This window comes from Acidovorax cavernicola (assembly GCF_003581445.1).
In genome coordinates, this window is the sequence record NZ_QXMN01000106.1 from 1 (window position 1) to 3,539 (window position 3,539).

Genomic DNA, 3,539 nt, shown 5'->3' on the forward strand with positions numbered 1-3,539 from the left:
CTGCTGGCGCTGGCCAACTTCCCGAGCTACGTGCCCGACAAGCGCAAGAACCTGACCGGCGAGCAGCTGCGCAACCGGGCGATCACCGACGTGTTCGAGCCCGGCTCGACGATGAAGCCGATCACTGTGGGCATCGCGCTCGAGACCGGAAAGTTCAAGCCCGAAACGCCCATCGACACTTCGCCCGGGCGCATCAACGTGACCGGCTCGACGATTTCCGACACGCACAACTACGGCCTGCTCACGGTGGCCGGTGTCATCCAGAAGTCGAGCAACGTCGGCACGACCAAGATTTCGCAGAGCCTCACGGCGCAGCAGATGTGGGAAGGCTTCTCGGCCGTGGGCTTCGGCCAGAAGCCGCAGATTTCCTTCCCCGGCGCGGCCAGCGGCCGCCTGCGCCCCTACAAGACCTGGCGGCCCGTGGAGCAGGCGACGATGTCGTACGGCTACGGCCTGTCGGCCAGCCTGCTGCAGATGACGCGCTCGTACACGGTGTTCGCCAACGACGGCCGCGTGATTCCCGCGACCATGCTCAAGCGCGCCGAGCCGCCCGTGGGCGTGCCGATCTTTTCCGAACGCACGGCCAACCAGGTGCGCCAGATGCTGGCGCTCGCCGCCGGCCCCGGCGGCACCGGCCAGAAGGCCCAGACCGTGGGCTATTCCGTGGGCGGCAAGTCCGGCACGGCGCGCAAGCAGGTCGGCAAGAACTATGCGTCGGGCAAATACCGCGCCTGGTTCACGGGCCTGGCGCCCGTGGACCGGCCGCGCGTGATCGTCTCGGTGATGGTCGACGAGCCCAGCGTGGGCAGTATCTACGGCGGCACGGTTGCCGCGCCGGTGTTCAGTGAAGTCGTGCAGCAGACGCTGCGGCTGATGGGCGTGCAGCCCGATGTGGCCGTGGTGCCGCAGATCGTTGCCAATCCGGTGGAGGAGTCGCTATGAGCATGGTGCAACTGACTTCGGCGCCCGAGGCCGTGCAATGGCTGCGCGGCCGGACCACTGGCCGGCTGCAGACCGACAGCCGCCAGGTCGCCCAGGGCGACGCCTTCATCGCCTGGCCCGGCGCGGCCACCGACGGCCGCGCGCATGTGGCCATGGCGCTGGCGCGCGGCGCCGCCGCCTGCCTGGTCGAAGCCCAGGGCGTGGACGCCTTTGCGTTTGCCGACGAGCGCATTGCGGCGCTGCCCGATCTCAAGGCCGCGAGCGGCGAGATCGCGGCGCTCTGGTACGACCGGCCCAGCGAACAGCTGCAGGTGCTGGCGGTGACCGGCACCAACGGCAAGACCACGACCGCCTGGTGGCTCGCGCATGCGCTGGCTGGGCAGGCGCTCGACGGCCGGCGTGGCTGCGCGATGGTCGGCACGCTGGGCGTGGGCGTTCCGCCACGCATAGAAAACACCGGCATGACCACGCCCGACCCGGTGCTGCTGCAGCGCGTGCTGCGCGAATACCTGGATGCGGGCGTGGCCGCCTGCGCGATGGAGGCTTCGTCGATCGGCCTGGCCGAGCACCGGCTGGCGGGCACGCGCATCCGCGTGGCGATCTTCACCAATTTCACCCAGGACCATCTCGACTACCACCTGAGCATGGACGCCTATTGGCAGGCCAAGAAGGACTTGTTCGACTGGCCGGGGCTGCAGGCGGCGGTGGTCAATGTCGACGACCCGTATGGCGCGCGCCTCTGGGCCAGCCTGCAAGCGCGCGATCTCGATGTGTGGAGCGTGTCCACGCAGGGCCCGGCGCGGCTGCAGGCCAAGGACATCAGCCTGGGCCGCGAAGGCCTGCAGTTCACGGTGATCGAAGACGCGCACAGCCATGTGCTGCAGACGCGTCTGGTCGGACAGTACAACGTCGCCAACCTGCTGGGCGTGCTCGCCACGCTGCGCGCGCTGGGCCTGAGCCTGGACCAGGCGGTCGCCGCCTGCGACCAGCTCGAGCCCGTGCCCGGGCGCATGCAGCAGATCGTCCAGCCGGGCCAGCCGCTGGTCGCGGTCGACTACGCGCACACGCCCGACGCGCTCGAACAGGCGCTCAAGGCCTTGCGGCCCGCGGCGCGCCAGCGCGGCGGCCGGCTGTGGTGCGTGTTCGGCTGCGGCGGCAACCGCGACGCGAGCAAGCGTCCGCTGATGGGTGAAATGGCCCAGCGCCATGCCGACGGCGTGGTCGTGACCAGCGACAACCCGCGCGGCGAAGACCCCGACGCGATCATCGCCCAGATCCTGGGCGGGATGTCGCCGTCGGCGAACCTGCATTCGGAATCCGACCGCGCGGCGGCCATTGCCTATGCGCTCGCCGAAGCCGGCGCCAAGGACGTGGTGCTGATCGCCGGCAAGGGACATGAGGACTACCAGGAGACCGCGGGCGTCAAGCGCGCGTTCTCCGATATGGCCGAGGCGCGCCAGGCGCTCGCGGCCCGTGAAGGAATGAAACGGTCATGATGACCCTGAACCAAGCGCTGGCCCTGATCCAGTCCCAGATCCCCCAGGCCCGCCTCGTCGGCGACGGCCAGACCCGGCTCGCACGCGTGCATACCGATACGCGCAGCCTGCAGCCGGGCGATCTTTTCGTGGCCCTCAAGGGCGAGCGTTTCGACGCCAACGATTTTCTGCCCCAGGCCCGGGACAGCGGCGCGGCCGCGGCGATTGCCCATCCGGGCCGCCTGGCCGCAGCCGGCCTGCCGGGCATCGAAGTCGATGACAGCCTGGCCGCGCTCGGCGCGCTGGCCGCGCAATGGCGTGCGCAATTCGCATTGCCGCTGATTGCCGTCACCGGCAGCAACGGCAAGACCACGGTCACGCAGATGATCGCCGCGATCCTGTCGGCCCAGGCGGGCGAAGCGGCGCTGGCGACGCGCGGTAATTTCAACAACGCCATCGGCGTGCCGCTGACGCTGCTGCGCCTCACGGGCGCGCACAGCCTGGCCGTGATCGAGTTGGGCATGAACCACCCCGGTGAAATCGCCGAGCTGGCGCGCATCGCCCGGCCGACCGTGGCGCTGGTCAACAACGCCCAGCGCGAGCACCTCGAATTCATGCACACCGTGCAGGCCGTGGCCGAAGAGAACGGCAGCGTGCTCGCGGCGCTGCCCGCAGGCGGCGTCGCGGTGTTCCCGGCTGGTGAAGAGTTTTCGCCCGTGTGGCAGGGCCTGGCGCAGCCGCGCCAATGCCTGCTGTTCGGCGATCAGCAGCACGGCGCACAGATCTATGCGCTGCAGGCCGCCTGGGAGCAGGGCGCCTGGCAGGTGCGCATCGCGACGCCCGCGGGCGCGTTCGACGCGCGGCTGCAGATCGCGGGCCGGCACAACGTGCGCAATGCGCTCGCGGCCACGGCCTGCGCGCTGGCCGCAGGCGTGCCGCTGGCGGCGATCGCTGCCGGCCTGAGCGCCTTCGTTCCCGTGACCGGCCGTTCGCGCGCGTTCAGCGTGCAGGTTGCGGGCCGCGACATCACGGTGGTCGATGACAGCTACAACGCCAACCCCGACTCGATGCGCGCCGCGATCGACGTGCTGGCCGAGCTGCCCGCGCCGCGCTGGCTGGTGA

At 70.2% G+C, this 3,539-nt stretch carries 3 protein-coding genes; all 3 read left to right on the top strand.

The window, feature by feature from the left end:
- A partial coding sequence (locus D3H34_RS31105) for a peptidoglycan D,D-transpeptidase FtsI family protein (RefSeq protein ID WP_147400537.1) occupies positions 1-942 on the top strand: 942 nt, incomplete at its 5' end.
- Positions 939-2,438 carry a UDP-N-acetylmuramoyl-L-alanyl-D-glutamate--2,6-diaminopimelate ligase gene (locus tag D3H34_RS31110; protein ID WP_119558689.1) on the top strand — a complete coding sequence of 500 codons (1,500 nt, stop codon included), beginning with the start codon at positions 939-941 and terminating at the stop codon, positions 2,436-2,438. The genes D3H34_RS31105 and D3H34_RS31110, both read left to right, overlap by 4 nt.
- Positions 2,435-3,539 (top strand): UDP-N-acetylmuramoyl-tripeptide--D-alanyl-D-alanine ligase (locus tag D3H34_RS31115; RefSeq protein WP_119558690.1); only part of this gene is annotated, 1,105 nt, incomplete at its 3' end. The genes D3H34_RS31110 and D3H34_RS31115, both read left to right, overlap by 4 nt.

Excerpts from the sequence above, each read along its gene's own strand:
- D3H34_RS31110 (WP_119558689.1), top strand. The coding sequence starts at position 939 with ATGAGCATGGTGCAACTGACTTCGGCGCCCGAGGCCGTGCAATGGCTG.